24 protein-coding genes and 1 pseudogene are annotated in these 26726 nt (G+C 67.3%); 9 read left to right on the forward strand and 16 right to left on the reverse strand.

Annotated elements, in window-relative coordinates:
• From BW996_RS04790 to BW996_RS04800, 4 genes and pseudogenes are all read left to right on the forward strand, one after another.
• A pseudogene (locus tag BW996_RS04790) lies at positions 1 to 325 on the forward strand (integrase core domain-containing protein); the annotation flags it as partial.
• 765 nt (positions 326 to 1090) lie between these two features.
• Entirely contained in the window at positions 1091 to 2356 is a 1266-nt protein-coding gene (locus BW996_RS21215) for an SPM autocatalytic domain-containing protein (protein ID WP_139330749.1), read from the forward strand.
• 403 nt (positions 2357 to 2759) lie between these two features.
• Positions 2760 to 3152, forward strand: a complete 393-nt coding sequence (locus BW996_RS04795; RefSeq protein ID WP_037484773.1) for a VOC family protein — start codon at positions 2760 to 2762, stop codon at positions 3150 to 3152.
• 52 nt (positions 3153 to 3204) lie between these two features.
• Positions 3205 to 3741, forward strand: a complete 537-nt coding sequence (locus BW996_RS04800; protein WP_037484775.1) for a DUF924 family protein — start codon at positions 3205 to 3207, stop codon at positions 3739 to 3741.
• A 418-nt stretch (positions 3742 to 4159) separates the two neighbouring features.
• Here BW996_RS04800 and BW996_RS04805 read toward each other — a convergent pair whose 3' ends face one another.
• Complete coding sequence (locus tag BW996_RS04805; RefSeq protein ID WP_037484777.1) at positions 4160 to 5329, reverse strand: helix-turn-helix domain-containing protein; 1170 nt, start codon at positions 5327 to 5329, stop codon at positions 4160 to 4162.
• A gap of 181 nt (positions 5330 to 5510) precedes the next feature.
• Between BW996_RS04805 and BW996_RS04810 the strand changes: the two genes are divergently transcribed.
• Positions 5511 to 7205: a PQQ-dependent dehydrogenase, methanol/ethanol family gene (locus BW996_RS04810; protein ID WP_037484779.1), complete on the forward strand. Its 1695-nt coding sequence runs from the start codon at positions 5511 to 5513 to the stop codon at positions 7203 to 7205.
• Positions 7202 to 7549: a c-type cytochrome gene (locus tag BW996_RS04815; protein WP_051632210.1), complete on the forward strand. Its 348-nt coding sequence runs from the start codon at positions 7202 to 7204 to the stop codon at positions 7547 to 7549. The genes BW996_RS04810 and BW996_RS04815 overlap by 4 nt, the downstream gene beginning before the upstream one ends.
• A gap of 234 nt (positions 7550 to 7783) precedes the next feature.
• Here the strand turns inward: BW996_RS04815 and BW996_RS04820 are convergent, their stop codons facing one another.
• The 6 genes from BW996_RS04820 to hemE all read right to left on the reverse strand — a co-directional run bounded on the left by BW996_RS04820 (position 7784) and on the right by hemE (position 16786).
• Positions 7784 to 9055 (reverse strand): carboxylate--amine ligase, encoded by a 1272-nt coding sequence (locus BW996_RS04820; RefSeq protein ID WP_139330750.1) that lies wholly within the window; start codon positions 9053 to 9055, stop codon positions 7784 to 7786.
• A gap of 157 nt (positions 9056 to 9212) precedes the next feature.
• Positions 9213 to 10547 carry an FAD-dependent monooxygenase gene (locus BW996_RS04825; protein WP_139330751.1) on the reverse strand — a complete coding sequence of 445 codons (1335 nt, stop codon included), beginning with the start codon at positions 10545 to 10547 and terminating at the stop codon, positions 9213 to 9215.
• On the reverse strand, positions 10544 to 11845 hold the full coding sequence (locus BW996_RS04830; protein WP_139330752.1) for a carboxylate--amine ligase: 1302 nt from the start codon (positions 11843 to 11845) through the stop codon (positions 10544 to 10546). Before BW996_RS04830 ends, BW996_RS04825 begins: the two co-directional genes overlap by 4 nt.
• 60 nt (positions 11846 to 11905) lie before the next feature.
• A complete protein-coding gene (locus tag BW996_RS04835) occupies positions 11906 to 13141 on the reverse strand; it encodes a GNAT family N-acetyltransferase (RefSeq protein ID WP_037483099.1) in 1236 nt (411 codons plus the stop codon).
• Positions 13142 to 13477: 336 nt separating this feature from the next.
• Positions 13478 to 15580, reverse strand: coding sequence for a primosomal protein N' (locus BW996_RS04840; protein WP_037483098.1), 2103 nt, complete (start codon positions 15578 to 15580; stop codon positions 13478 to 13480).
• Between the two features lie 123 nt (positions 15581 to 15703).
• Positions 15704 to 16786, reverse strand: coding sequence for a uroporphyrinogen decarboxylase (gene hemE, locus BW996_RS04845; protein ID WP_037483096.1), 1083 nt, complete (start codon positions 16784 to 16786; stop codon positions 15704 to 15706).
• Between the two features lie 155 nt (positions 16787 to 16941).
• Here hemE and BW996_RS04850 point away from each other — a divergent pair, with 155 nt between their 5' ends.
• From BW996_RS04850 to BW996_RS04860, 3 genes are read left to right on the forward strand one after another with little or no spacing between them, the layout of a single operon-like run.
• Entirely contained in the window at positions 16942 to 17574 is a 633-nt protein-coding gene (locus tag BW996_RS04850; protein WP_037483095.1) for a LemA family protein, read from the forward strand.
• Between the two features lie 7 nt (positions 17575 to 17581).
• Positions 17582 to 18523, forward strand: coding sequence for a TPM domain-containing protein (locus tag BW996_RS04855; protein WP_037483093.1), 942 nt, complete (start codon positions 17582 to 17584; stop codon positions 18521 to 18523).
• A 21-nt stretch (positions 18524 to 18544) separates the two neighbouring features.
• Positions 18545 to 19060 carry a TPM domain-containing protein gene (locus tag BW996_RS04860; protein WP_037483091.1) on the forward strand — a complete coding sequence of 172 codons (516 nt, stop codon included), beginning with the start codon at positions 18545 to 18547 and terminating at the stop codon, positions 19058 to 19060.
• A 127-nt stretch (positions 19061 to 19187) separates the two neighbouring features.
• On the opposite strand, the gene BW996_RS04865 is transcribed toward BW996_RS04860, so the two are convergent.
• The 9 genes from BW996_RS04865 to BW996_RS04905 all read right to left on the reverse strand — a co-directional run bounded on the left by BW996_RS04865 (position 19188) and on the right by BW996_RS04905 (position 26593).
• A complete protein-coding gene (locus tag BW996_RS04865; RefSeq protein WP_037483089.1) occupies positions 19188 to 19604 on the reverse strand; it encodes a F0F1 ATP synthase subunit epsilon in 417 nt (138 codons plus the stop codon).
• 98 nt (positions 19605 to 19702) lie between these two features.
• Positions 19703 to 21115 (reverse strand): F0F1 ATP synthase subunit beta, encoded by a 1413-nt coding sequence (atpD, locus tag BW996_RS04870; protein WP_037483088.1) that lies wholly within the window; start codon positions 21113 to 21115, stop codon positions 19703 to 19705.
• Positions 21116 to 21164: 49 nt separating this feature from the next.
• Positions 21165 to 22049 carry a F0F1 ATP synthase subunit gamma gene (gene atpG, locus BW996_RS04875; RefSeq protein WP_037483086.1) on the reverse strand — a complete coding sequence of 295 codons (885 nt, stop codon included), beginning with the start codon at positions 22047 to 22049 and terminating at the stop codon, positions 21165 to 21167.
• A 14-nt stretch (positions 22050 to 22063) separates the two neighbouring features.
• Positions 22064 to 23602: a F0F1 ATP synthase subunit alpha gene (gene atpA / locus BW996_RS04880; RefSeq protein ID WP_037483083.1), complete on the reverse strand. Its 1539-nt coding sequence runs from the start codon at positions 23600 to 23602 to the stop codon at positions 22064 to 22066.
• Between the two features lie 79 nt (positions 23603 to 23681).
• A complete protein-coding gene (locus tag BW996_RS04885; protein WP_037483080.1) occupies positions 23682 to 24215 on the reverse strand; it encodes a F0F1 ATP synthase subunit delta in 534 nt (177 codons plus the stop codon).
• Position 24216: 1 nt separating this feature from the next.
• Positions 24217 to 24687 (reverse strand): F0F1 ATP synthase subunit B, encoded by a 471-nt coding sequence (locus BW996_RS04890; RefSeq protein WP_037483075.1) that lies wholly within the window; start codon positions 24685 to 24687, stop codon positions 24217 to 24219.
• Positions 24688 to 24746: 59 nt separating this feature from the next.
• A complete protein-coding gene (gene atpE, locus BW996_RS04895; protein WP_012348532.1) occupies positions 24747 to 24995 on the reverse strand; it encodes a F0F1 ATP synthase subunit C in 249 nt (82 codons plus the stop codon).
• 162 nt (positions 24996 to 25157) lie between these two features.
• A complete protein-coding gene (gene atpB / locus BW996_RS04900; protein ID WP_037483068.1) occupies positions 25158 to 26042 on the reverse strand; it encodes a F0F1 ATP synthase subunit A in 885 nt (294 codons plus the stop codon).
• A 29-nt stretch (positions 26043 to 26071) separates the two neighbouring features.
• Positions 26072 to 26593, reverse strand: coding sequence for an ATP synthase subunit I (locus tag BW996_RS04905; protein ID WP_081838172.1), 522 nt, complete (start codon positions 26591 to 26593; stop codon positions 26072 to 26074).
• Positions 26594 to 26726 lie beyond the last annotated feature (133 nt).

Below are 26726 nucleotides of genomic sequence, written 5' to 3' on the forward strand. Positions count from 1 at the left end.
GGCCAAGTACCGCCCGGAGTTCCCGGCCAGCGGCGGCTTCAAGGATCTGCAGGCCGCGCGGCAGTGGGCCAGCGCGTTCGTGCATTGGTACAACCACGACCACCGTCACAGCGGCATCCGGTTTGTGAGTCCGGCACAGCGCCATGCAGGGCAGGACCGGGAGATCCTGGCGGCGCGCGATGCGCTGTACGGCCAAGCCCGTCAGGCGAACCCGAAACGCTGGTCGGGCAAGACCCGCGACTGGTCGCCCATCGGGGCAGTCACGCTCAATCCCGAGCGGGAATGTGTGGCCGCGGCCACCGAAATAAGCGCAGTCGCGGCATGACTTACGCGGCAACTACCTTGACATGCTCCGATTCGCACCCGGCTGCCGGCGCTGGAGCATCGGCGGATCGAGAAATTCATCACACCCCGCACGGATTCATGATCCGCAGACGAACAATCCTGCAATCGCCGCGCTGACTGCCATTACAAATATGGCGTCCACGTCAGCCCCTGCCGCAAGACTCGCCATTTTCTCTCCAAGCCCAGGCACCTATAGATAGATGGCATTTTCATGAATAAATCATTCTCCAAATTGAGATGGCCATGTATAGCTTTGATATTTTTATGTCTTCTCGCAGCAGCATGGTTTTTTTACATTTTTGCACCCACAGCAGACGAAAAGAGGCTGTTGGAAATTCAGCCAGGCACCACGAGAAAACTCAGTAGCATATTCCAGGTACCTGACAGGGACGATATTACAGTTTGCGCGCTGCAGCCATATTCTGGAAAGATTCAAATCCACAGATCGAAAGATTTAATCCATAAAGGTCATCAAGTTCCCCTAAATGTGTTAACCAGAATCAACGAATACCTGCTCAACAGAAAAATTCGAGCTCGCGAAGGCGAGTGGGTGTTCATATTTGCGCAAAAAGATGGATACATCTTCACTCGCTCAATTTCGAGAAGGCACGCAAACTTTAAGATTCCCATAGAATTTAATGATTTTTGCTTACCCATCCATGTGGCGGCCATTAGATCAGTAGCCGGGAATGAATCATTACCGCCATCCTCATCGCAATTTATTTTAACAACCAAGGAATAGCCAATGGAGAAACTCGAAGAATTACATCAGCAAGCCGACTTCTATGCGGATCAATTTGGACTCTCGATTCAAGCCGTTAATAGTCCCCGCGACGCATTTCGACACGCTTATGCCAGCGCCGTGTTGGCGAGGGATTGGGGGGCAGGCATGGCGGAATCGGCGGGCATGGTATGGGAGTTAATTGGCTTACTTACAGGGCAATCTACAGAAATTGAAGCAAGAATGGATATCTGGAACAACAGTGTTGGCCGAGATATTCAACAAGCGCTAGGCCCTGCCGCCAGCAATACTCAAATCGCGAACGCCATTAAAGGCGCACTTGACACGGGACGCCTGATTACAAATCCTGCGCAAGTTAGACAAACAGGGACAACTCCAATCAGCTATAACCAAAATGGGTTGCAAGCCGACATCGATGAATTTTCCGAATTAGGTTCTTGGTTATTTGGTTATGATGTTGGAACAGATTTTTATCAGGGTTATCCAGATCCAGACATGGAAGCCGACTATAAATTAGCTAGATTTAAGCATCTTGCCCAGAAGTTAGGCATTAATTCGATTACGTATGACCCTATAGAGAACAGAGTTACCTTCGGAATAGCTTCACCCATAGTTCTTGATATTGACGACAACGGAATACAAACGTACGATTTTTTGAATAAGGCCGTGGATTTCGATATAAATGGAGACGGAGCTATTGATAAAACAGCGTGGATTTCATCGGGCGATGCATTTCTCGCAATAGATCAGAATGGAAACAATAGAATTGACGGAGTCAATGAGCTTTTCGGAGGCCTTGGGCGCGGGGATGGCTTTGCGAAATTAACAAGTTTCGATGAGAACCGCGATGGAAGGGTCGATCAAAGTGATGGGCGCTTCTCGGAGCTACTGATATGGCAAGATAAAAATTCAGACGGTGTAACTGATGATGGCGAATTGAGAAGCGCAGAGCAGTCTGGTTTGCAGTCAATTGATACCGTCTATACGATTCAGAACATTTTTCAACAAGGGAATTTGCTCGGCGAAGCGTCAACCGCATCGTGGCAAGGACGCACAATCGATGTAGTTGACGTGTATTTTCAGTTTCAGAACGAATCAGCGCTAAAAAAGCACCACCAAAATAATTTGGATGCACACGCAGATCGTCAATCCTGTCCACCTACAAGCAGCAGTGACGGCCCCATGCTGCTCGATGCCGAACTGCTAAGTCTTGTGCAGGCAATGGCAGTCTTTACTCCGCCTTCAGGGAGCCTGACGCTACTTACTTAACATTATTCTAACGCACCGGCTCCCACCATTTCGGCGAACTTGCAGTAGGTGGAATATCAATGGCCGGCACGCGTCAAGCTACGGCAGTCTCAAACCTGAAATGCAACACCTCTGAAAAGCCAGTCAGATCAGGTATTCCACGATAAAACCGACCCCGAGCGACGAGAGCAACGCTCGTCATCGCACATGCGCCGCCTCCACCATGTAGGCTTGGGGCGAGCGCAATGGCGTCGGCGGGCGCGTCGTTCGTGCTGATGAATCGCGCCACGGCCAGCCCTTCGGCGTGGTGGGCGCTGTGCTGGCTACTGGCCGCGCTGGACGCAGGCGGGTTTCAGGTTGCCGGGCGCCGTCTGCAGGGCAAACACGCTGGGCCGGCGCGGAACGGCGCAGGACAATTACGCGCATGAAACTCGGCTACACCATCGTCTACGTTCCCGATGTGGCGGCCTCGCTGGCCTTCTTCGAGACGGCCTTCGGCCTGTCGCGCCGCTTCCTGCACGAATCCGGCGACTACGGCGAACTGGACACCGGCGAGACGACGCTGGCCTTTGCCTCGCTCGCGCTGGGGCGCATGAACCTGCCGGCCGGCTTCGTGGCCGCAAGTGAATCCCCCGTGCCGCTCGGCATGGAAATCGCGCTGATCACGCCCGACGTGGCCGCAGTGCACGCCCGGGCCCTGGCCGCCGGCGCGGTGGAATTGCAGGCGCCTGACGCCAAGCCCTGGGGCCAGACCGTCTCGCATGTGCGCTGCCCGGCGGGCACGCTGGTCGAGATCTGCTCGCCGGTGCAGGCATGACAACCGAACCGAACCGAATCGAACTGCAGTGAATCCCCCGGAGCGACCCGCCATGCACAGCACCGTCCTGACCTTCTGGTTCGAGGAACTGCAGCCCGCACAGTGGTGGCGCGTCGACGCCGCGCTGGACGAGCGCATCCGCACGCAGTTCGGCGCGCTGCATCAGGCCGCCCACGCGGGCGAGCTGGCCGCGTGGCGCGATCAGCCGGACGGGCGGCTGGCCGAGATCATCGTGCTGGACCAGTTCTCCCGGAACATCCACCGCGGCACGCCGCTGGCCTTCGCCTGCGACCCGATGGCGCTGGCCCTGGCGCAGGAAGCGGTGCGCGCCGGCGCGGATCAGGCGCTGCCGATCGAGCGCCGGGCCTTCGTCTACATGCCCTACATGCACAGCGAATCAGCCCTCGTCCACCAGGACGCCGAGCGGCTGTTCCGCACGCAGGCGCCGCAGGCCAATCACCAGGCCGAACTGCAGCACAAGGCGATCATCGACCGCTTCGGCCGCTATCCGCACCGCAACGCCATTCTCGGCCGCGCCTCCAGCGCGGAGGAGCTGGCCTTTCTGCAGCAGCCGGGGTCGAGTTTCTAGGGCGCGCGGGCCTGCCCGCCCGCCCCGTCATGCCCGCGAAGGCGGGCACCTACGTGGGACAACACGGTTTTGGGTCGGCGTGGGTCCTCGCCTTCGCGAGGATGACGGGAGGGGGGAGTCGTGCGCGTCGCACCTGTCATGCACGCCGCACCTGTCATGCCCACCTCATCCGTCACGCCCACCTCATCCGTCATGCCCGCGAAGGCGGGCACCCACGCGGGACAACACGGTTTGGGGTCGGCGTGGGTCCTCGCCTTCGCGAGGATGACGGGAGGGGGGGAGTCGTGCGCGTCGCACCTGTCATGCACGCCGCACCTGTCACGCCCACCTCACCCGTCAGCGGGGCGCAGCCTGCAGGGCCAATACGCGGGGCCGGACTTCCAGCGCAGAGGACCTGGCCTTCCCGCCGCAGCGCGGGCTACGGCGCCCTGTCCGGCGCTGCATCGGCGCGGAGATGTCGGTACACCCGCCCCCGCGACACCCCCAGCGCCCGTGCCGTCTTCGACACATTCCCGCCGTGCTCGGACAGTGCCCGCACGATCGCCTGGTGCTCTGTTTCTCGCAGCGACATCGTGTTGCCAGCGGGCTCGGCCACCGAAGCGGACAGGGCTGCGGGCTCGGGTGTCACCGCATGCAGGCCGCGGTGTCCGTCGCGGCTGCGCCAGTCGCAGCGCACCCACAGCGTCAGGCCATTGGGCAGGGGCAGCGGGTGCGGCTGGGCCGACGTGCTCCAGCCGATCAGGGTGGACAGCGGCACACCAAAATGCGCCTCGACGCAGCCACGCTCCTGCAGCCCCAGCAGCTGCGCCGCGGCCCCATTGCACCAGTCGAGCCGCCCGTCGCCCGTGATGCCCGCCAGCCCAGCCATCGGGGTGTCGAGCAGGTTCGGCGTGATCTGCATCCGCACGACCAGGTGCTCGGTCGACTGCGCGCACAGCAGGCGGTTCTCGATCTCCGCCGCGTAGTGCCCGACCACCGAGCCGGCGTCGAACCCGAACGGCAGCCCCTCGCTCGACAGGTCCAGCGCACCGGCGAGCTGGCCACGGATGTCGTGGATCGGTGCGGCGGCACAGTGCATCATCTGGGCATTGCCGAAGTAGTGTTCCGCGCCCGACACGATGCAGGGCCGCGCCGTGCGGGCCGTCACCCCCGGTGCGGTGGTGCCGACCGCATCTTCCGACAGGTTCACGCCGATGCGCGTCGTCACCGGCATCAGCCGCTCGTGGCTGCGCGCCTGGACGAAGGTGCTGTTGATGATCATGCCCTGCGCGTCGGTAAGAATGGCAGTGCTGCTGGTGCCGGCCAGCGTGTACTGCAGGCGCGCCATCTCGTCGGCGGCGGCGGCGAGCAGTTGCTGGTTGAGCCGCAGCGCGCTGTGCATGCGGCTGGGCGTGACCGGCTCGAAATCGACGGGCTGGCTCGGGTCGCGCCGGGCCTGCAGGCAGCGTGCCCAGGACTGGATCACCGCCTCGCTGACCATCCCGGAGGGCCGGATGCCTTCCTCGAAATAGCGTTGCCGTGCCAAGGCGATTCGCTGGGTGGTAGAGGCGTAGAACGGATTGGCGGGCAGGGGGTGGCCGTGGGTCATGGCGGTGTCTCCGTGCGGCGAGTGTGGGGGCGGGCCGCAGAAGGCGGCAAGGTGTGCCGTGGCGGAACACTCCAGGCCTCGGGTGAATCCCGAAGTGGTCGCTCGGTGGCACTCGGCCTATCGTGGCCCGTGATTTGACCCACAAGGATCCCGCCGATCCGCACAGAAGGAGACTCCACTCATGTTGAAACTGCCTCTCCGAAGCCTCGTGGCCATGGCCATGGCCTCGCTGGCCACGGCGGCGAGCGCCCAGAGCCTCGCCGACCTGCGCAACGACGCTGCCACGCCGGGCGATGTCAGCACCTACGGCATGGGCTGGGGGCTGCAGCGCCACTCGACCAGCCGGGAGATCACGCCCGCCAACGTCAAGAGCCTCGCACCGATCTGGAACCTGAGCCTCGACAACTCGACCAACGCCTCGAACCAGCCGCTGCTGGTCGACGGCACGCTGTATGTCGCCACGCACAACAGCACGGTCGCGGTCGATGCCATCACCGGCCGCCAGAAGTGGAAGGTGGGCGTGGACCTGCCCAACGACATCGCCGGCTACCTGTGCTGCGGCGTCCACACCCGCGGCATGGCGGTGCTCGACGGCGTGCTCTACCGCACCACGATCGACGCGCATGTGATGGCCATCTCGGTGGCCGACGGCAAGGTGCTGTGGAAGCAGAAGGCCGCCGACTACAAGGAAGGCTATTCGATGACGCACGCGCCGCTGATCGCCGGCGGCGTGCTGATCACCGGCATCTCCGGCGGCGAATACGGCACACGCGGCTTCATCAACGGCTGGGACCTGAAGACCGGCGCGAAGAAGTGGCACCGCTGGACCACCGCGCTCCCCGGCGAGCCGGGCGGCGACACCTGGAAGGGCGACACCGCCAAGACCGGCGGCGCCCCGACCTGGCTGACCGGCAGCTACGACCCGGAGCTGGACCTCGTCTACTGGGGCACCGGCAACGGCGGTCCGTGGAACGCGGCGACGCGGGGCGGCGATTCGCTGCACATCAATTCGGTGCTGGCGCTGCGGCCCTCGACCGGCGAGATCGTCTGGACCTACCAGTTCTCGCCCGGTGATCCGTATGACTACGACGGCGTCAACGAGCTGGTGCTGGCGGATCTGCCGATGGACGGCAAGAAAACCAAGGTGCTGATGCAGGCCAACCGCAACGGCTTCTTCTACGTGATCGACCGCCAGACCGGCAAGCTGCTGTCGGCCAAGCAGTTCGCGCGCAAGGTCAACTGGGCCAGCGGCATCGACATGAAGACCGGCCGACCGATCGACACGCCGATGACCACCGAGGTGCGCAAGTCCGAGGAGATGAAGGACTTCGTCGAGGTCTGGCCGAGCGCCTTCGGCGGCAAGAACTGGATGCCGATGAGCTTCGACCCGGGCCGCGGGCTGGTGTTCATGAACACGATCGACGTGGGCATGAAGGTCCGCTACACCAAGCAGGAACGCCCCGGCGGCCCGAACTGGTATCTGGGTCTGGAGCTGGGCGGCTTCGTCGGCCCGGCCGACGGCAACCGCGGCGCGCTGGTGGCCTGGGATCCGGTGGCGGGCAAGCCGGCGTGGACGGTAACGAACAAGTCGCCGTTCTGGGCGGGGGTGCTGTCCACCGCGTCCGGGCTGGTGTTCACGGGGGCGCAGAACGGGCAGTTCCTCGCGTTCGACTCCAAGTCCGGCCGGAAACTGTGGTCCTTCCAGACCGGCTCGGGCATCTCCGGCCTGCCGATCGCCTGGGAGAAGGGCGGGCGCCAGTACATCACCGTGCTCAGCGGCTCGGCGCACGTCTACGGCGCGCTGGCGGGGGATCCGGACACGGCCAATGTGCCGGCGGGCGGCTCGGTGTGGACCTTCGCGCTGCCGCAACGATGAAGACGGGCGTTCTTGCACTGGCGCTGTGGGGCGCCTTGTCCGGATCCGCCGCCGTGCAGGCGCAGGAGATGACGGTCGACCCGATCGAGGCAGGTCGGCGCCTGTATGTCATGTCCTGCCAGCGCTGCCACGGCATCAACCTCGTCTCCAACAGCATCGGCTTCGACCTGCGCACCTTTCCGCAGCACGACAAGGCACGCTTTGTCCGCTCGGTGAACGAGGGGCTGCGGGCGATGCCGGCATGGGGCGCCGTGCTCAAGCCAGGGCAGATAGAGCTGCTCTGGGCGTATGTGGGGTCGGTGAACGGTTGGGAGAAGGAGAAAGGGACTGACGCGCCCCAGTGAGCAGCGTGTGAATCCACCTGACTGCTCCCATGCGGTCTCTGGCGGATGGGCTGAGATCATTTTTCAGGGCGGCACCGTCGTCATGCGCGTTGCACCCGTCATGCCCACCTCATCCGTCATGCCCGCCCCATCCGTCATGCCCGCGAAGGCGGGCACCCACGCGGGGCAACGCGGTTTTGGGTCGGCGTGGGTCCTCGCCTTCGCGAGGATGACGGGAGCGTCCGGCGTCCGGCCTCAGGCCGCGCCCGGTCCCAGCCGGCTCCACACCCAGCGTCCGCTGCCGCGCAGCTTGCCCAGCAGCCAGTCGATCGTCATCTGCACCGGCGGGCCCATGTCAGCGGGGTCGAAGGCGCGGAAGACGGTGCGCGGGTGCAGCATCGACAGCAGTCCGCGCAGCAGCGGCTCGCGACCCTGGCGGTGGCGCACGAGAAAGGCGCGCAGGTCGGCGCGGCCGTGGCGGTAGCGCAGCCCCGTGCGCCAGGGGGTCTCGGGCAGCGGCGGGCGGCCGCAGACCTCGCGGTGCACCCGCGCCGGCAGGTTCAGCCCGGCTCGCGCCAGCAGCAGGCTCGCGCCGCTGGCGCGCGGGTTGATCTCCAGCAACCACATCCGGCCGGTGCGCGGGTCGCGGCGGAAGTTCATCGACACCATGCCGCGCAGCTTCAGGCGTTGCAGCATCGCGCAGGCCTCGGCCTCGAGCGCGGGCATCGCCACCGTTTCCAGATGGCAGGCGGGGCCGAAATCAGCCGGCCAGTTGCGCAGCGTGCGGGTGGTGGCCAGCGCCACCGGCGTGCCGCCGCGCGCGATGCAGGCATGCACCGTCCACTGCTGGTCGACATCGCCGGGCACCCGGTCCTGGATCACCAGCTCCAGCCCGTGCGGCGCGAGCTGGCAGCACAGCCGCATCAGCGCCTGCGCATCCTCGACCTGCACCGCGCGGCAGCGCGACAGCGCCGGATCGATGCCCGGCCGGTGCCAGCAGCCGGCCCGCGCCGGCTTGACCACCACCGGATAGGCCAGCGTGCGCCCGAGCGCCTCGACCTCCTCGAGCGTGCGCGGCGCATGCAGCGCCGGCACCGGCAGCTCGTGCTGGCGCGCCAGCTCGGCGAAGCGGCGCTGGTCCTGCAGCCGCGCGATCATGTCCGGCGAGGACGACAGCCACAGCGCGGTGCCGACCAGCTCGGCATGCAGCTCGGCCATCACCCGCAGGTCCGGATCGGCCGAGGCGAACACCGGCAGCGCCTGGCCGTGGCGCATGCGCAGCTCGCGCAGCACCTTCAGCAGCCGCTGCGGATGCAGCGTGAAGTCGCGCGCGCAGATGAACTCGATGCAGTGCCGCGAGTAGCCCGAGGGCGGAAACGGGTACTCGCCGACCACGATCACCGGCACGCCGTCGCGCCCCAGGGCGCGCACCAGGTTCAGGTCGGCACCGGGCGCGCCCCGGCAGGCCAGCACGACGGCCGGCAGAGGGGAAGGCGAGGACGGAGAAGTCGGGCTGGACGAGATCATGGCCGGTCGCAGGAGCTGGCGCCTGAAATGAAAGAAATACGGCGTGATCGTCGCCGTCGTGCGGTCCGGCGTCGTCCCCCTGAAACGGGGTCGGCGGCGATGCGCCGGCGCACGGCGGTGCATTTGCACGCACGGCGCATGCCGGGCCGGCCCCGGCTCAGCGCTGCCCGAACATCATGCGCCGCGCCAGCAGCGACTTCAGCGGCCCGGCCTGCTCCAGCGCCGCCAGCGCCGAGCCGCGCAGCGTGCCCAGCCCCGGCAGGTTCCAGGTGAAGCTGCGGGCGAGGAAATCGGTGGCGGCGATCATCACCCAGCGGTCGGGCGCACGCTGCCACTCGACCCGGCGCAGCGCCTGATCGACATCGTCGCTGGCGGCCAGGCGGCGCACCAGCTCGTGCGCGTCGCGCAGGCCCAGGTTCAGGCCCTGGCCGGCGACCGGGTGCAGCGTCTGCGCCGCATTGCCGATGCGCACCGTGCGGCCGCGCACCAGCGTGCGCTCGGCATTGAGCCCGAGCGGGAAGCACTTCAGCGGCCCGATGCCCGCCAGCCGCCCGACCTCGCCCGGCAGCAGGTGCGTCAGCACCGCCAGCCGCTGCGCATCGTTCAGCCCGGCGACCGGATCGTCACCGCTGTCGACGCACCAGACCAGCGAGAAGCGCCGCCGCGGCGCCTGCCCCGGGCGCTCGATCAGGCCGGGCAGCGGCAGCAGCGCCACCGGCCCCTGCGGCGTGAAGCGCTCGTAGGCGCAGCCGGGCTCGCCGCCCTCGACCTCGACGGTGCCGACCCAGGCGCTCTGGCGGTAGTCGCGGGTGACGGCGCGGCGCGCCTGCTCGGTGTAGACGCCGCCCTCGGCGATGACCGCCAGATGGTGGGTCTCGACCAGCCGGCCGCGCTCGCCAGACGTGTCCGCGCCCTCGCCGGGCCGATCGGTGGCCAGATCGACCTCGACGCCGGCCGGCACGGTGCGCACGTCCAGCACCGGCCGCCCCCAGGGCGCGGACAGGCGCTGCGGCTCGCGCGCGCAGGCCGCCAGCCAGGCCGCGCGCATCGGCGCGACCAGCCGGCCGTAGGGAATGACCGCGCCGAGCTGCTCGACGCGCTCGTCCTCGGCGCGGATGCGCAGCGCCGGCGCCGCGCCGCGCCCGAGCAGCTCCATCAGCCCGGGCTGCTGCTGCGAGACATGCACGCAGCGGATCGGCTCGGCCTGCGCGGCCATCTCGTCCCAGACACCGAGCCGGCGCAGCTCGACCACGCTGCCCTGCGACAGCGCCAGCGAGCGCGGGTCGGCGGTCACGTCATGGGTGGCGGGCAGCCGGTCGTGCACGCAGATGCGCGCCTGCGGCAGGCGCCGCGCCGCATGCAGCGCCAGCGCCAGACCGACCGGGCCGGCCCCGATCACCGCCAGATGCAGGGACGCAGGAGAAGCCGCAGAGACGGCATCAGCGTCGAGCGCGGGGGCGGACAAAGGCGAGCCGGTCGTCGAAGTGGTCATGGGTGCCGATGCGTCTGAGGGTCTTCGGCCGGCCGCCGCCGCGGCGACTGGCGTGAAGCCCGCATTTTCCTCGCGATCCAGCGCGACGTCAGCACCAGGGCCGGGCGCGGATCGTCCAGGCTCAAGGTCTGGCAGACCAGCGGCCAGCGCAGCAGCGAACGCAGGTAGTCGCTCCAGCGGGTCAGGCCCTCGGCCCGGTACTGGCGCACCGCCCGCAGATCCTTCAGCCCGTTGACATACCAGCGCCCGGCGCGGACCGGCGGCGCCAGGTCGGGCGCCGGCAGACCCTGCGCATCGCGCCAGGCCAGCCACGGCAGGTTGACGCCGCAGCGGGTGGTCAGGATGCCCCACTGGCTGACACGCGGATTGATCTCCAGCAGCAGGAACTCGCCGGTGCGGCAGTCGCGCTTGAAGTTCATGTTGGCGATGCCGCGGTAGCCGATGCGCGCCAGGATGTCGAGCGCCAGCGCCTCCAGCCCGGGCTCGTTCAGGCTCTCGACGAAGCAGCCGCTGCCGGCGTGCGGCGGCCAGATGCGCCACTTGCGGCCGCTGAACACCGCCTGCGCCCGGCCATCCCGACCGATGAAGGCATGGACGTCGAAATGCTCCTCGTCCGGACCCTCGATGAACTCCTGCACCAGCGAGGTCGCGCCCAGCGGCAGCAGCTGCGCGCACAGCGCCATCAGCTCGTCGACGTTGTCGACCCGCAGCGCCTTGGCCCGGCGCACCGCCTCGGCCAGACCCGGCGCCTGGCACCAGGCCTGCGGCGTGGCCGGCTTGACGATGGCCGGAAAGCGCAGCCGCTCGGCCGCGTCACGCACCTCGGTCAGCGAGGTCGGCGCCAAGGTGCGCGGCACCGGCAGCCGGTGCGCGGCGGCCAGGCGGTCGAATTCGGTCTTGTCCATCAGCCGGTGCACCAGGTCCGGATCGGGCAGGGTCGAGACGATGCAGTCCGACGCGCCCCGGGCCAGCAGCCGGGCCAGCACCTCGAGATCCGGATCGGCCGACGCCAGCACCGGCAGCGGCCCGCCATGGTGCGCCGCCAGCGTGCGCAGCGCCTGCAGCAGCGCCTCAGGCTGCTCGGAGAACAGCGGCACCTGGACAAAGCCGGTGCAGTGGCGCGACAGGCGTGCCGGCGGATCGGCGTACTCCGCCACCAGGATCACCGGCACCCCGGCCAGGCCAAGCGAGCGCACCAGGTTCATGTCGCCCTCGCTGGCCCCGATGCAGGACAGCACGACGCACGGACGCGGACCGGCAGACGGCGGGAAAGAGGCAACAGGCGACAGGCGGGACATCCGGAGCTCCGTTCAGGTGCTCCAGATTGTCCGCTGCCGTACCCGGCCCTCCGGCCGAAATCAGGCGCCCGTCGATGTGATCTGCGTCACAGCCGTGGCAGATGCCGCGCCCAGTGCAGCCGCCGGCACCGAGGTGGCCCGACTTTCGGACAGGCCCTCGGCAGCCCCGGCATCGGCCGCCTCGGCCGCACGGCGGCGCGACTGGCGCAGCCGCTCGGCCGCCAGCATCGCCGCACCTGCAAGCCGGTTGCCCGGCACCAGCAGCGCGCCCAGCTCGCGCCGGCCCGGCCAGAGCTTGCTGATGAAGGAGTCGGACGAGGCGCCGCTCTCGAACATCGTCAGCTGCGGGCAGCGCTCGCGGCCCTGGCGGATGAACTCGATCTCGTTGAGCATGCCGGGGCCGAACTTGCGCAGCTCGGGATCCCAGCCCACCTTGAAGGCAAAGCCCATCGTTCCGGAGATGAAGTTGCAGGTCGAGGCGATCGCGCGGCCGTCGAGCCGCAGCTCGGTGAACAGCGCGCGGCCCTCGGCATCGAAGCGCGCCACCATCTCGCGGAAGAAGGCCTCCTCGGCCGGCACAGCACGCACCGAGGTGCCCGACTCGCCCTTCCAGCCCTGGTGCTCCAGATGCAGGAAGTTCTCGATCGCCGACTCGGTCAGCGGCTCGCCCTGGCCAAGGCAGTGCCAGCTCAGCTCGCCCATCTCGGCCAGCCGGCGCCGGCAGCGGTTGATCTCGTTGAGCTTCTTGCCGAGCAGCTCGCGCAGCATGTCCTCGCCGCACTGGCTCATGTCGAGCATCGCGCGCTCCTGCGGGCCCAGGCGCAGCATCGACAGGCCGCGCGCGTCGGTCTGCTGTGCCAGCGCACGCGCCAGCCGGCCATCGCAATCGGTCTTCGGCAGCACCAGGCCCTGCCAGGGCGACAGGCCGCCGATGGCGCGCATCAGCGCAGCCACTGCAGCATCCAGCCGCTCGGCATCGAGCAGCAGCCCGCCCAGAAAGCTGTGGCACGACAGATAGGCACTCAGGTGCGGCCACGGAAAGCTGCGGCTGCCCGGGCTGCGCCGGAACACGCCGACGCCGACCAGCTCGCGCGCCGCCCCGGTGCCCGCCTCGATCCAGGCGATCACCGGCCGCAGGCCGGCATCGAGATGCCGCAGCGCCGGCAGCACGAAGTGGGGCGACAGGTAGACATTCGGCTCGGCCGCACGCGACTCCAGCCCGGTCCAGGCCTGCAGGTCACGCGCGTTCAGCTCTTCAAGCCGGCGCCAGCGCACCTCAAGATGTTCTGCGCTCATGCTCGATCTGTCCTCCACAACCTGGGCCAGACCCGCTGCGCGCGTGCGCTGTGCCGATGATGCGCCCCCCTGAGGCGACTGATGATGACTGGCCCTGCTCTTGTCGATCGATCCCACGACTCCCCCTCTGTACAGCTTCTGCCCCCGCAGTCATGGGGCTTGCCCATGCGCCTGGGCTGGCAGACGAGGGTTGTACTCCAGATCTTCGGGATCGGATGCACGCCCGCCCCCCGCAAGTAAGTGTCTGTAACTCAGGCCTTGCTCAAAGCTTAAGCCAGACTGAAGCCGGCCGGTGGCGTGGCAAATCACAACAAGCTGGCGTGAAATACATCATGCTCAGATCGCCAGCGGATCCACATCCAGCGCCCAGCGCAGCACCCGAGCCTCGCCGGTGCGGGCCGCCGACTGCGCCAGCACCGGCTGCCAGCGCGCCAGCAAGCGGTGCAGCGCCTGGCGCGACGAGGCCTCGAGCAGCATCTGCGCGCGCTCGACATCGGCCACCCGCTGGATGGGCGCGGGCACCGGCGGGAAGATCAGCACCTCGGCCGCCTCGGGCCAGTCCAGCGTCGCGGCCGACACCGTCTCGAGAAAATCACAGGCGGCCTGCTGGCTGCGCGCCTCGGCGCGAAGCAGCGCCTGGAAGGCGTAGGGCGGCATCGCCGCCGACTCACGCTCGAGCAGCTGCGCGGCGGCGAAGGCCGGATAGTCGTGCCGGCGCAGCGCCGCATAGAGCGGATGCGCCGCATGCCAGGTCTGCAGCCAGATCTCGCTGCGCCCGGCCAGCTCGGCATCGCGCCCGGCGCGCCCGCCCGCCTGCATCAGCAGCGCGAACAGCCGCTCGGGCGCGCGAAAGTCGCTGGAGAACAGCGCCGCATCGGCCTGCACCGCCGCCACCAGCGTCATGCGGCGGAAGTCATGGCCCTTGGCGACCATCTGCGTGCCGACCAGCACGTCGATCTCGCCGTCATGCACCTGCGCGAGCTGGCTTTCCAGACTGCCCTTGTGGCGGGTGGTGTCGGCGTCGATGCGGCCGATGCGCGCGCCGGGCAGCAGCTCGGCGATCTGCTCCTCGAGCCGCTCGGTGCCGCGGCCCATGGGCTGCAGGTCCGGATCGCCGCAGCTTGGGCAGGCGAAGGGCACCCGCTCGGAAAAGCCGCAGTGGTGGCAGCGCAGCGTGCGGTCGCTGCGGTGGAAGACCCGCCAGGCGCTGCAGTGCGCGCAGTCGCTCTTCCAGCCGCAGGAGGTGCAGTGCAGCACCGGCGCGTAGCCGCGGCGGTTCAGCAGCACCAGGCTCTGCTCGCCGCGCGCCAGGCGCTCGCGCATCGCCTCCAGCAGCGGCGGCGCCAGCGGCTGGCTGTAGACCGCGCGCTTGCCGAACTGCGCGGCGATGCGCGCCAGATCGACGGTGCGCACCCGCGGCAGCGCGCCGCCACCGATGCGCGCGGGCATGTCCAGCCGGCGATAGCGCCCCGCGCCACCCTCGGCCGCCGGCAGCGCGTTGTGCCAGCTCTCCAGCGAGGGCGTGGCCGAGCCCAGCAGCACCGGCACGCCCTCGGCCCGGCCACGCCAGACGGCCAGGTCGCGGGCCGAGTAGCGCGCGCCCTCCTGCTGCTTGTAGGACGGATCGTGCTCCTCGTCGACGACGATCAGGCCCAGACGCGGCAGCGAGGCGAAGATCGCCATGCGGGTGCCCAGCACCAGATCGGCGCGGCCCCGATGCGCCGCCAGCCAGCCCTGCAGCCGCTGCGCGGGCGTGAGGCCGCTGTGCAGCGACACCAGGCGCCGGCCGGGGAATCGCGCGGCCAGGCGCGCCTCGAGCTGCGGCGTCAGGTTGATCTCGGGCACCAGCACCAGCACCTGGCCGCCGGCCTCGAGCACCCGCGCAGCCTCGCGCAGATAGACCTCGGTCTTGCCGCTGCCGGTGGCACCGAACAGCAGCACCGGCCCGGGCGGCATCGCCGCGAGCTGCGCCAGCGCCTCGCGCTGCTCGTCGGAAGGCTCGGGCACAGGCGACGCCTCGGCGGAGGCAGCCTGCGCCGCCTTCGCGGCCTCCCGGTCGAGCTTGTCACCGCGGCGCAGCCGGCGCACGAGCTGCGTGGCGTCGAGCTCGCGCAGGTCAGGAGGCAGCGCGCCCAGCGCCACCTCGCCCAGGCTGCGCTGGTAATAGGTGGCCGCGAAGGCCGCAAGCCGGCGCCAGGCCTCGCCCAGCGGCGGCAGCGCGTCCAGCGCCTGGGCGATCTCGCGCAGCACGACCGCCCCGCCCTCGCCGTCCGGGCTGGCGAGCTCGTCGCCCGGCCCCCAGACGATGCCGCAGACCTCGCGCCGGCCCAGCGGCACCCGCACCAGCGTGCCCGCCGGCCAGGCCTCGGGCGCCAGGTAGTCCAGCAGCGGGTCGAGCGGGCTGTGGCGCGGCAGATCCACCAGCACCTTCAGCCGCACGCTTGTCCGGCCGGGCTGTGAATAATCCGTGACACTTTCCACTGAAGCTGTGGATAACTCTGTAGAGAAGTCGTGATGAGCTGCTTCAAGTCCTTGTCAGACAAGGACTTTCTACAGATTGCCTCAAAAACGGGCAGAAGCCGCCGCGCGCATCGCCCGCGAGTGGCGGTGCACCGTCTCGACCAGCACGGTGACCGCCTCCGGCGGGGTGTGCTGGCTGATGCCGTGGCCGAGGTTGAAGACATGGCCGGCATGCGGGCCGAAGCTCTCGAGCACGCGGATGGCCTCGCGCTCGACGGCCTCCGGGGTGCCGAACAGCACGTTCGGATCCAGGTTGCCCTGCAGCGCCACCTTGTGGCCGACCTGCGCGCGGGCACGACCGAGGTTGACGGTCCAGTCCAGGCCCACCGCGTCGGTGTCGCTGGCGGCGATCTCGTCGAGCCACAGGCCGCCGCCCTTGGTGAAGACGATGCGCGGGATCTGCACGCCGTCGTGCTCGCGCTTGAGCTGCGCCAGCACGCGCCGGGTGTAGGCGAGGCTGAACTCCTGGAAGGCGCCGTCGGCCAGCACGCCGCCCCAGCTGTCGAAGATCATCACCGCCTGGGCGCCGGCCTCGATCTGCGCGTTCAGGTAGGCGGCGACCGAATCGGCGTTGACCGCCAGGATGCGGTGCATCAGATCGGGCCGTCGGTACATCAGCGACTTGACCAGGCGGTAGTCGTCGCTGCCGCCACCCTCGACCATGTAGCAGGCCAGCGTCCACGGGCTGCCGGAGAAGCCGATCAGCGGCACGCGGCCGTTCAGGGCCTTGCGGATCGAGCTCACCGCATCGAACACATATTGCAGCTTGGCCATGTCCGGAACCGCCAGGTCCGCGACCGCGGCCTCGTCGCGCACCACCTTGGCGAACTTCGGCCCTTCGCCCAGCGCGAAGCTCAGGCCCAGGCCCATCGCGTCGGGCACGGTCAGGATGTCGGAGAACAGGATCGCCGCGTCGAGCGGGTAGCGCTCCAGCGGCTGCAGCGTGACCTCGGTGGCGTAGTCGACATTCGTCGCCAGGCCCATGAAGCTGCCGGCCTGCGCGCGGGTGGCGCGGTATTCCGGCAGGTAGCGGCCGGCCTGGCGCATCAGCCAGACGGGCGTGTGGTCGGTGGGCTGGCGGCGCAGCGCGCGCAGGAAGTTGTCGTTCAGGAGGGGAACATGCATGGTGGCGGGATTGTAGAAGTGCGCCTGACATGCGCCTGCCGTCGGCCGTCATCCGGCCCTCAGCCGCTTGCGCTAGTCTTGGCAGGTCTTGATCTGTGTCGAAGTACGCAGCCTGACACAGTTTCACAGTCACGACACCTCCGGAGGGATCCCCGATGTTCCTGAGCCTCTTTTCATGGCCGTCGCTGCGCCTGGGTGCCGCCCTGCTCTGGGCCGCGGTGCTGTCGGGCTGCGGCTACAACGACTTCCAGCGCCTGGACGAGCAGGTCAAGTCGAGCTGGGCCGAGGTGCTCAACCAGTACCAGCGCCGTGCCGATCTGGTGCCCAACCTGGTCGCCACCGTCAAGGGCGAGGCGAACTTCGAGCAGGAGACGCTGACAAAGGTGGTCGAGGCCCGCGCGAAGGCCACCTCGATCCAGGCCACGCCGGAGCTCATCAACGACCCGGCCGCCTTCAAGCGCTTCCAGGACGCGCAGGGCGAGCTCTCCGGCGCGCTCGGCCGCCTGCTGGTCGTCACCGAGAACTACCCGAACCTGAAGGCCAACCAGGGCTTCCAGGACCTGCGCGTGCAGCTCGAGGGCACCGAGAACCGCATCACCGTGGCCCGCAACCGCTACATCCAGGCGGTGCAGGACTACAACATCCTGGCGCGCAGCTTTCCCAGCAACCTGACCGCGAAGGTCTTCAGCTACGAAGTGAAGCCGAGCTTCACGGTGGCCAACGAGGCGCAGATCAGTGCGCCGCCCGCGGTGAGCTTCGACAAGCCGGCGGCGGCCGCCTCGCGCTGAACCGGCCATGAGGCACGCGCACGGCTTCCTGCGCTGGCTGGCCGCAGGTCTGCTGCTGGCCTGGGCCCTGACCCTGGGCGCGCAGGCCCAGGGGCTGCAGCCGGTGCCGGCGCTGTCGGACCGAGTGATCGACCAGGCCGGCGTGCTCGGCAGTGGCCGGGCCGCGCTGGTCGAGCAGCTCGCGCGCCTCGAGCGCGAGACCGGCGCGCAGCTGGTGGTGCTGACGCTGGCCACGACCCAGCCCGAGGACATCGCCGCCTATGCGCATCGGGTGGCCGACCAGTGGAAGATCGGCCGGCGCGAGATCGGCGACGGCCTGCTGATCGTCGTGGCGGTGCAGGACCGGCGCATGCGCATCGAGGTGGCGCGCACGCTGGAAGGCGCGGTGCCCGACGTGGTGGCCGGGCGCATCATCCGCGAGCGCATGGCGCCCGCCTTCCGCCAAGGCGACTACGCCGGCGGCATTTCGGCCGCCGTCAGCCAGATCGACAGCCTGATCCGCGGCGAGAAGCTGCCCGCACCCGAACCCGACACCCACGGCGAGAGCGGCTCGCACGACACCACAGGGGCCGGCGACGAGGATATCCCCTGGCTGCTCACCGGCGCCTTCGTGGTGCCGGTGGTCGCGCGGGTGCTGGTCAGCCTGACGGGCCGACTGCTCGGACCGCTGCTCAGTGGCGGGGTCGGTGTGCTGCTCGGTGCCCTGCTGGGCGGCGGCGCGATGATTCCGATCGTGGCGCTGGGCGTGCTGGGCTTCGGGGTGGCGGTGCTGATGGCGATCAGCTCGGCGATCGCCCGGGTGACGGACACGCGCGGCGGCAGCGGCTGGAGCTGGAGCTGGAGCGACGGCGGATCGTCCTCGAGCGATGGCAGCTCGTCCTCGGGCGGCGGCTTCTCGTCGGGCGGCGGCGGCAGCTTCGGCGGCGGCGGCTCCTCGGGCGGCTGGTGAGCCGAAGGACAGGAACACGTCATGATCGACACGATGCTGCGCATGCTGCGCCATCTCGCCACCGGCCGGCGCGCGGTGCATCGCGCGCTCGATGCGGCCGCGCTGCAGCGGCTGCAGCAGGCCATCACCGCCAGCGAACAGGGCCACGACGGCCAGATCCGCCTGTGCGTCGAAGCCGCCCTGCCCTGGCGCTATCTGCGCGGGCGGGCCAGCCCGCGCGAGCGCGCCCTGGCGGTGTTCGCCAAGCTGCGCGTCTGGGACACCGAGCGCAACAACGGTGTGCTGATCCATCTGCTGCTGGCCGACCGGGCGATCGAGGTGGTAGCCGACCGGGCCCTGCACCGCCGGATCGCTCCGGCCGACTGGCAGGCGCTGGTCGAGGCGATGCAAGGCCCACTGCACGAGGGCCGGCACGAGCAGGCGCTGCTGGCCGCGGTGGCCACGCTCGACGGCTGGCTGCGCCAGCATTTTCCCGCCGACCCCAACTCGGCCGGCACACGCGACAACGAGCTGCCGGACCCGGTCGAACTCGGCTGAACCGGGCCGGGCAGCACCAATGACAACGCCCGCGAGGCCTGGGCCTGCGCGGGCGTTGGGGGGTGTCGTGGCCGGTGTGCGCCTGCGGCAGGCCGCAGGTCTTCATCCCGTCACGTCACACGTCGCGTCACTTGCGACGCAGCTTCTGGATCGCGGCGATCTGGGCGGCCATCAGCGCGAACTCGCTCTGGGCACGGGCCAGATCGATGTCGCTCTTGGCGTTCTTGATCGCTTCCTCGGCCACGCGCTTGGCTTCCAGGGCCTTGGCCTCGTCGAGGTCATGACCGCGGATCGCGGTGTCGGCCAGCACGGTCACGCGGTCGGGCTGCACCTCGAGAATGCCGCCGGCCACGAACACGAACTCTTCCTGGCCATTGTCGGCGCGCTCGATGCGCACCGCGCCCGGCTTGATGCGGGTGATCAGCGGCGTGTGGCGGGGCAGGATGCCCAGCTCGCCGTTCTCGCCCGGCAGCGCGACGAACTTCGCCTCGCCCGAGAAGATCGACTGTTCAGCCGAGACGACGTCCACGTGGATCGTTGCCATGGTGTTCCTTCGTTGGTTTGAAGAGAGTCAGGAGACGGAGGTGGCGGCGCTGCCCGACCCACCCGCGGGGAGCGGGCGGACAGCAGCCGTCAGCCGGCTCACTGCATCTTCTTCGCCTTCTCGAAGGCTTCGTCGATGGTGCCGACCATGTAGAAGGCCTGCTCCGGCAGGTGATCGCACTCGCCGGCGACGATCATCTTGAAGCCACGGATGGTTTCCTTCAGCGGCACGTACTTGCCGGGGGAGCCGGTGAACACTTCCGCGACGTGGAAGGGCTGCGACAGGAAGCGCTGGATCTTCCGGGCGCGAGCCACGGCCAGCTTGTCTTCCGGCGCCAGTTCGTCCATGCCCAGGATCGCGATGATGTCGCGCAGTTCCTTGTAGCGCTGCAGGATGCCCTGCACCGAACGGGTCGTCGCGTAGTGGTCTTCGCCGATGACGTTCGGGTCGATCTGGCGCGAGGTCGAGTCGAGCGGATCGACGGCCGGGTAGATGCCCAGCGCGGCGATGTCACGCGACAGCACGACGGTGGCGTCCAGGTGACCGAAGGTGGTCGCCGGCGACGGGTCGGTCAGGTCATCCGCGGGAACGTAGACGGCCTGGATCGAGGTGATCGAGCCGACCTTGGTCGACGTGATCCGCTCTTGCAGACGGCCCATTTCCTCGGCCAGCGTCGGCTGGTAGCCCACCGCGGACGGCATGCGGCCCAGCAGCGCGGACACTTCGGTACCGGCCAGGGTGTAACGGTAGATGTTGTCCACGAAGAACAGCACGTCACGGCCTTCGTCACGGAAGGATTCCGCGATCGTCAGACCGGTCAGCGCCACGCGCAGACGGTTGCCCGGGGGCTCGTTCATCTGGCCGTAGACCATGGCGACCTTGGACTCGCCCAGGTTCTCCAGGTTCACGACGCCGGAATCGGCCATTTCATGATAGAAGTCGTTGCCCTCGCGGGTACGCTCGCCCACACCAGCGAACACCGACAGACCGCTGTGGGCCTTGGCGATGTTGTTGATGAGTTCCATCATGTTCACGGTCTTGCCGACGCCGGCGCCACCGAACAGACCCACCTTGCCGCCCTTGGCGAACGGGCAGATCAGGTCGATCACCTTGATGCCGGTTTCCAGCAGCTCTTGCGACGGGCTCAGCTCGTCGTAGGCCGGGGCCTTGCGGTGGATCGACGCCGACAGCTCGTTGCTGACCGGGCCGCGCTCGTCGATCGGGCTGCCCAGCACGTCCATGATGCGGCCCAGCGTGGCGGGGCCGACCGGCACGGTGATCGGAGCACCGGTGTTCTTCACCTCGATGCCGCGACGCAGACCGTCCGACGAGCCCAGCGCGATGGTCCGCACCACGCCGTCGCCCAGCTGCTGCTGCACTTCCAGCGTCAGCGCGCTGCCTTCGAGTTTCAGCGCGTCGTAGATCTTCGGCATCTGGTTGCGCGGGAACTCCACGTCCACCACGGCGCCGATGCACTGAACGATCTTGCCCACTGCTTGAGTAGTCGCCATTTTTCGTTCCTTCAATCTTGATTCGTTGCGTCTGTCGCCCGGACCCGCATCAGCCGCCCAGGGCTGCGGCGCCGCCGACGATTTCGGACAGTTCCTTGGTGATGCCTGCCTGACGGGTCTTGTTGTAGACCAGCTTCAGGTCGGCGATCAGCGTGCCCGCGTTGTCGGTGGCGGCCTTCATGGCCACCATGCGCGCCGACTGCTCGGACGCCATGTTCTCTGCCACGGCCTGGTAGACCAGGGCCTCGACGTAGCGCACCATCAGGTCATCGATGACCAGCTTGGCGTCCGGCTCGTACAGGTAGTCCCAGCCGTGGGCCTGCTTTTCGGCCTCGGACTGCGACAGACGATCCGTCGACAGCGGCAGGAGCTGCTCGACGCGGGGCTCCTGCTTCATCGTGTTGATGAAGTTGGTGTAGCAGAGATAGACCGCGTCGAGCTTGCCCTCGGCGTACTGGTCCAGCAGGATCTTGACCGGGCCGATCAGCTTCTCGAGGTGGGGCACGTCGCCGAGCTGGGTCGCCTGCGCGACCACCTTGGCACCGACCCGGTTCAGGAAACCGAGACCCTTGTTGCCGATCGCCACGGCCTGCACCTTGGTGCCGGCCGCCTCGAGCTCGCGCATCTTGTTGGTGACCACGCGCAGCACGTTGGTGTTCAGACCGCCGCACAGACCCTTGTCGGTCGAGACGACGATCAGGCCCACCTGACCCGTGCCACTGTTCTTCACCACGAACGGATGCTTGTACTCGGGCGTCGCCTGCGACAGGTTGGCCGTGATGATGCGGATCTTGTCCGCATACGGACGAGCCGCACGCATGCGATCCTGCGCCTTGCGCATCTTGGACGCGGCGACCATCTCCATGGCCTTGGTGATCTTCTTCGTGTTCTCGAAGCTCTTGATCTTGCCGCGAATTTCCTTGCCTGCCGCCATGACGCTGCTCCGGTTTAGGCGAAGGACTTCTTGAACGCGGTGATCGCGGCGTTCAGCGCCGCTTCCGCATCCTTGTCCATCGCCTTCTTGTCCTCGAGCGTCTTCAGCAGCGCGCCGTGGCTGGTCTTCAGGAACTGGTGCATGCCCGATTCGAAGGCCAGGACCTTCTTCACTTCGATGTCATCCAGGAAGCCCTTGTTGACCGCGTACAGCGTCGCTGCCATCAGGCTGATCGACTGCGGAGCGTACTGCGACTGCTTCAGCAGCTCGGTCACGCGGGCACCGCGGTCGAGCTGGCGCTTGGTCGCGGCATCCAGGTCCGAGGCGAACTGCGCGAACGCAGCCAGTTCACGGTACTGCGCCAGGTCGGTACGGATACCGCCGGACAGGCCCTTGATCAGCTTGGTCTGGGCAGCGCCACCGACGCGCGACACCGAGATACCGGCGTTGATCGCGGGACGGATACCGGCGTTGAACAGCGAGGTTTCCAGGAAGATCTGGCCGTCGGTGATCGAGATCACGTTGGTCGGAACGAAGGCGGAAACGTCACCGGCCTGGGTTTCGATCACGGGCAGCGCGGTCAGCGAACCGGTCTTGCCCTTGACTTCGCCCTTGGTGAAGGCTTCCACGTAGTCGGCGTTGACGCGGGCTGCGCGTTCCAGCAGACGGCTGTGGAGATAGAACACGTCGCCAGGGAAGGCTTCGCGGCCCGGCGGGCGGCGCAGCAGCAGCGAGACCTGGCGATAGGCGACGGCCTGCTTGGACAGATCGTCATAGACGATCAGCGCGTCCTGGCCGCGATCGCGGAAGTACTCGCCCATCGTGCAGCCGGTGTAGGCCGACAGGTACTGCATGGCGGCCGACTCGGAAGCCGATGCCGCCACGACGATGGTGTAGTCCAGAGCGCCGTTCTGTTCCAGCGCGCGCACCACGTTCTTGATCGACGAAGCCTTCTGGCCGATCGCGACGTAGACGCAGGTCATGTTCTGACCCTTCTGGTTGATGATCGCGTCGATCGCCACGGCGGTCTTGCCGGTCTGGCGGTCGCCGATGATCAGCTCGCGCTGACCACGGCCGATCGGCACCATCGAGTCGATCGACTTCAGGCCGGTCTGGACCGGCTGGTCCACCGACTTCCGTGCGATCACGCCCGGGGCGACCTTCTCGACGACGTCGGTCATCTTCGCGTTGATCGGACCCTTGCCGTCGATCGGCTGGCCCAGCGCGTTGACGACGCGGCCCATCAGCTCGGGGCCGACCGGCACTTCCAGAATGCGACCGGTGCACTTGACCGTGTCGCCTTCGGAAATGGTCTCGTACTCGCCCAGGATCACGGCGCCGACGGAGTCACGCTCCAGGTTCAGCGCCAGACCCAGGACACCGCCCGGGAACTCGAGCATTTCGCCCTGCATCACGTCGCTCAGGCCGTGGACTCGGACGATACCGTCCGTCACCGAAACCACGGTGCCCTGATTGCGGATGTCGGCGGCGGCGCCAAGGCCGTCGATGCGGCTCTTGATCAGTTCAGAAATTTCTGCGGGATTCAATTGCATAGCTTGCTCCCAATCCAGCCGATCCGGCGCGCCACCAGGGTATGCGCGGCACGCGGACCAGCCAGAGGATGGATTCGATTCAAGCGCTCAGCGCCACCTTCATGCGTTCGAGTCGGGCCTTGACGGAGGTGTCAAGCACCTCGTCGCCCACCACCACGCGGATGCCACCGATCAGCTCCGGCTCCAGCTCGACACGGGCCGACAGCTTGCGCGCGAAGCGCTTCTCCAGGCTTGCCACGACCTCGGCGAGCTGCTCGCCTTCGATCGGGTAGGGGCTGTAGATCACGGCATCGGACACGCCGGAGGCGGCGTTGACCAAGGCTTGGAACTGCTCGGCGATGGCGGGAAGCGCCACGAGGCGACCGTTCTCGATCACGGTGCGCAGAAAGTTCTGCACACCCGTCTCGAGCGGCATGCCGGCGACGCTGCTGATCAGGTCGAAGACCTGGTCGGCGGTCACCTTCGGGCTGTCGGCGAACTGGCGCAGCTGCTCGTCGGAAGCAACCGCGCTCAGCGCGGCGACCTGGCGGCTCCAGGCCGCCACGTCACCCTTCGAGGCGACCTGGAACAGGGCTTCGGCGTAGGGACGTGCGATGGTAGTGAGCTCGGCCATGTCACAGCTCCGTCTTCAGGCGGGTCAGCAGCTCGGCGTGGACGCCGGCGTTGACTTCGCGCTTGAGGATCTGCTCGGCGCCCTTGACAGCCAGTGCGGCCACCTGCGAGCGCAGGGCTTCGCGGGCCTGGATCGACTGCTGCTGGGCTTCGGCCTTGGCAGCGGCGACGATCTTGGCACCTTCGTCTTCGGCGCGGCGCTTGGCCTCGTCGACGATGGCCTGGGCGCGCTTCTCAGCGTCGGCCAGCAGCTTGGCGGTCTCGTTGCGCGATTGGACGAGCTGTTCCTCGACGCGCTTGTTGGCGCTCTGGAGTTCCAGCTTGGCCTTGTCGGCCGCAGCCAGACCGTCCGCGACCTTCTTGGCGCGGTCATCGAGCGCCTTCGTGATCGGCGGCCACACGAACTTCATCGTGAACCACCAGAGGATCGCGAAGACCACGATCTGCGCCAACAGTGTTGCGTTCAGATTCACGGCTTCGACCTTTCTCGTGTAAGTCGTTTAGGGGAACAGGGAACGACGAGAAAGACCGATTACTTCAGGACGAACGGGTTCGCGAAGGCGAACAGCATCGCGATACCGACGCCGATCAGGAAGGCCGCGTCGATCAGACCGGCCAGCAGGAACATCTTGGTCTGCAGCTCGTTCATCAGCTCCGGCTGGCGAGCCGAGGCTTCGAGGTACTTGCCACCCATCAGGGCGATACCGATACAAGCGCCGATCGCGCCCAGACCGATGATGATGCCGCAAGCCAGAGCGACGAGACCGAGGACGTTTTCCATGATTGCTCCTAAGAGAGGTTGTTGACGGACGGAAGGGAAAGGGAAACCGGGAGACGGGCGCGCCTGCGGCCTCACCAGCCTTTTCGGGCCGGCGTGACTGTGACAGATTTCGCGCGGAAGATCGATGCCGATCGGCATCGATCCGGGTGCTTCAGGACCAGATCAGTGCTTGTCGTGCGCTTGGCCGACGTACACCAGGGTCAGCATCATGAAGATGAAGGCCTGCAGCGTGATGATCAGGATGTGGAAGATGGCCCAGGCGGCGCCAGCGATGATCTGGCCGAACCACAGCGCGATGCCACCGAAGGAGCCGAAGCCCACCGCGCCCATCAGCGCAATCAGCATGAACACCAGCTCGCCGGCGAACATGTTGCCGAACAGTCGCATGCCGTGCGAGATGGTCTTGGCCAGGAACTCGATGATCTGCAGCGTGAAGTTGATCGGGGCCAGCAGGATCGCGGCCGGACCGTGTGCATGGAACGGTGCCGAGAACAGCTCGCCGACCCAGCCGCCCAGGCCCTTGATCTTGATGCTGTAGTACAGGCAGGCCAGCAGCACGGTGACCGACATGCCCAGCGTCACCGACAGGTCGGCGGTAGGCACGACGCGCAGGTAGGCGTGGTGCGGATCATGGCCCATCGCGCCGTAGATGCCGGCCCACAGGCGCGGCAGCAGGTCCAGCGGCAGCAGGTCCATCGCGTTCATCAGGAAGATCCAGACGAAGGCGGTCAGCGCCAGAGGAGCGACGACCTTGCGCGACTCCTCGTTGTGAATGATGCCCTTGGCCTGGGTGTCGACCATCTCGACCAGGAACTCGACCGCAGCCTGCAGGCGACCCGGCACGCCGGAGGTCACGCTGCGCGCCACGCTCCACAGCAGGAAGCATCCGACGACGCCCAGCAGGATCGAGAAGAACAGCGAGTCCAGCTTCAGGACCGGATCGGTCAGCGAGAAGTCGGCAATGCCGGTCTGGGCACGGTTGGTCAGGTGGACCAGGTGGTGGGAGATGTACTCACCCGCGGTCGGAGCGTGTTGATCGGCAGCCATCGTCTTCTCTCGAACGGTTGTCTTTTGTCTTAAGACCGATTGGTTGTCACCCGACCCTGCCACAGCAGAGCCAGCCAGTTCATCTTCATGCACACGATCATCGTGACCAGCAGGGCCGGCCAGCTCAGATCAGGCACGACCAGGACCGCAGCCGCCAGCATGGCCACCGAGACCCCGATCTTCAGGAACTCCCAGAACATGAAATTGAACGCAGCCACGTTCGCCTTCACCTCTGGCAGCCGGTTCATCCGGGTCATGCCGCGCGCAAGAAGCGCCGTCGGCACCACCACGGTGGCCGCACCGTAGAGCGCGGACCAGACCGCCCCCCGCCCCGTGATGACCAGCCAGCACAGCACCGTCATCACCAGACCTGCCGCGGCTTGCGCCGCCACCACCCGCCACGGAGAGAGCTGCGGGAGACGGCTTCGAAGGGCTTGCGCCTCTTCCTTCGTCAGGCTCTTGAATTCTTCCTGCCCATCCTCAACTGATGCTTCATCGAGGTCGACCTGCTCCGGGAACGTCCCGGATGTGCTTGTCTTCACGCTGTTCATCGGCTGGTTCGGCAAAACCACCGAATTATACGTGGAAACCCCGACAGCTTCGACGTTTCAGCATCGTTTCAGCGCATCGTGCAGCGACCGCCCCTGAAGCGTGCACGCGATACAACACTGCGCCAGGCTCGTG

Source organism: Sphaerotilus natans (assembly GCF_900156335.1).
Taxonomy (GTDB): Bacteria; Pseudomonadota; Gammaproteobacteria; order Burkholderiales; family Burkholderiaceae_C; genus Sphaerotilus; species Sphaerotilus natans.

What these genes read in the sequence shown, in the direction of transcription:
- BW996_RS21215 (WP_139330749.1), top strand. Translation starts at nt 1,091, where the DNA reads ATGGAGAAACTCGAAGAATTACATCAGCAAGCCGACTTCTATGCGGAT.
- BW996_RS04795 (WP_037484773.1), top strand. Translation starts at nt 2,760, where the DNA reads ATGAAACTCGGCTACACCATCGTCTACGTTCCCGATGTGGCGGCCTCG.
- BW996_RS04800 (WP_037484775.1), top strand. Translation starts at nt 3,205, where the DNA reads ATGCACAGCACCGTCCTGACCTTCTGGTTCGAGGAACTGCAGCCCGCA.
- BW996_RS04805 (WP_037484777.1), bottom strand. Translation starts at nt 5,329, where the DNA reads ATGACCCACGGCCACCCCCTGCCCGCCAATCCGTTCTACGCCTCTACC.
- BW996_RS04810 (WP_037484779.1), top strand. Translation starts at nt 5,511, where the DNA reads ATGTTGAAACTGCCTCTCCGAAGCCTCGTGGCCATGGCCATGGCCTCG.
- BW996_RS04815 (WP_051632210.1), top strand. Translation starts at nt 7,202, where the DNA reads ATGAAGACGGGCGTTCTTGCACTGGCGCTGTGGGGCGCCTTGTCCGGA.
- BW996_RS04820 (WP_139330750.1), bottom strand. Translation starts at nt 9,055, where the DNA reads ATGATCTCGTCCAGCCCGACTTCTCCGTCCTCGCCTTCCCCTCTGCCG.
- BW996_RS04825 (WP_139330751.1), bottom strand. Translation starts at nt 10,547, where the DNA reads ATGACCACTTCGACGACCGGCTCGCCTTTGTCCGCCCCCGCGCTCGAC.
- BW996_RS04830 (WP_139330752.1), bottom strand. Translation starts at nt 11,845, where the DNA reads ATGTCCCGCCTGTCGCCTGTTGCCTCTTTCCCGCCGTCTGCCGGTCCG.
- BW996_RS04835 (WP_037483099.1), bottom strand. Translation starts at nt 13,141, where the DNA reads ATGAGCGCAGAACATCTTGAGGTGCGCTGGCGCCGGCTTGAAGAGCTG.
- hemE (WP_037483096.1), bottom strand. Translation starts at nt 16,786, where the DNA reads ATGCATGTTCCCCTCCTGAACGACAACTTCCTGCGCGCGCTGCGCCGC.
- BW996_RS04850 (WP_037483095.1), top strand. Translation starts at nt 16,942, where the DNA reads ATGTTCCTGAGCCTCTTTTCATGGCCGTCGCTGCGCCTGGGTGCCGCC.
- BW996_RS04855 (WP_037483093.1), top strand. Translation starts at nt 17,582, where the DNA reads ATGAGGCACGCGCACGGCTTCCTGCGCTGGCTGGCCGCAGGTCTGCTG.
- BW996_RS04860 (WP_037483091.1), top strand. Translation starts at nt 18,545, where the DNA reads ATGATCGACACGATGCTGCGCATGCTGCGCCATCTCGCCACCGGCCGG.
- BW996_RS04865 (WP_037483089.1), bottom strand. Translation starts at nt 19,604, where the DNA reads ATGGCAACGATCCACGTGGACGTCGTCTCGGCTGAACAGTCGATCTTC.
- atpD (WP_037483088.1), bottom strand. Translation starts at nt 21,115, where the DNA reads ATGGCGACTACTCAAGCAGTGGGCAAGATCGTTCAGTGCATCGGCGCC.
- atpG (WP_037483086.1), bottom strand. Translation starts at nt 22,049, where the DNA reads ATGGCGGCAGGCAAGGAAATTCGCGGCAAGATCAAGAGCTTCGAGAAC.
- atpA (WP_037483083.1), bottom strand. Translation starts at nt 23,602, where the DNA reads ATGCAATTGAATCCCGCAGAAATTTCTGAACTGATCAAGAGCCGCATC.
- BW996_RS04885 (WP_037483080.1), bottom strand. Translation starts at nt 24,215, where the DNA reads ATGGCCGAGCTCACTACCATCGCACGTCCCTACGCCGAAGCCCTGTTC.
- atpE (WP_012348532.1), bottom strand. Translation starts at nt 24,995, where the DNA reads ATGGAAAACGTCCTCGGTCTCGTCGCTCTGGCTTGCGGCATCATCATC.
- atpB (WP_037483068.1), bottom strand. Translation starts at nt 26,042, where the DNA reads ATGGCTGCCGATCAACACGCTCCGACCGCGGGTGAGTACATCTCCCAC.
- BW996_RS04905 (WP_081838172.1), bottom strand. Translation starts at nt 26,593, where the DNA reads ATGAACAGCGTGAAGACAAGCACATCCGGGACGTTCCCGGAGCAGGTC.